Origin of the sequence: Streptomyces endocoffeicus, from assembly GCF_016741935.1 — a bacterium.
Classification (GTDB): Bacteria; Actinomycetota; Actinomycetes; order Streptomycetales; family Streptomycetaceae; genus Streptomyces; species Streptomyces endocoffeicus.
Window position 1 is genome coordinate 1 of the sequence record NZ_JAERRG010000192.1, and the last position, 691, is coordinate 691.

Genomic DNA, 691 nt, shown 5'->3' on the forward strand with positions numbered 1-691 from the left:
GTGAATTTTGATGTGTCGGTGTTCGAGATCGTGACGACGTTGTGTGCGGGTGGTTGTGTGGAGGTGGTGCGTGATGTGTTGGTGGTGGGGGAGCGTGGTGGCTGGTCGGGTGGGGTGATCAGCACGGTTCCGTCGGTGTTCGCGGAGTTGTTGGATCAGGTGGCGGGGAAGGTTGATGTGGGGGCGGTGGTGTTTGCGGGGGAGGCGTTGTCGGGTTCGTTGGTGGGGCGGGTGCGGGAGGCGATTCCGGGTGTGCGGGTGGTTAATGCGTATGGGCAGTCGGAGAGTTTTTATGCGTCGGTGCATTGTGTGGGGGTGGGTGGTTTTTCGGGGGTGGGGAGTGTTCCGGTGGGTGTGCCGTTGGGGAATATGCGGGTGTATGTGTTGGGGTCGGGGTTGGTTCCGGTGCCGTGTGGTGTGGTGGGTGAGTTGTATGTGGCGGGGGAGATTGGGCGGGGGTATTTCGGTCGTGCGGGGTTGAGTGCGGAGCGGTTTGTGGCGGATCCGTTTGGTGGGTCGGGTGGTCGGATGTATCGGACGGGGGATTTGGGGCGGTGGACCGGGGAGGGTGTGCTGGAGTTTGTGGGTCGTGGGGATGCGCAGTTGAAGGTGCGTGGTTTTCGTATTGAGCCGGGTGAGGTGGAGGCGGTGTTGTGTGCTCATCCGGGGGTGGGGCAGGCGGTGGTGACGG

At 63.0% G+C, this 691-nt stretch carries 1 protein-coding gene; it reads left to right on the top strand.

Annotated features, from left to right (window positions below; translation table 11 throughout):
* Window positions 1–18 precede the first annotated feature (18 nt).
* Window positions 19–691: AMP-binding protein (locus JK364_RS54535; protein ID WP_307841738.1), on the top strand; the 673-nt coding region annotated here is incomplete at its 3' end.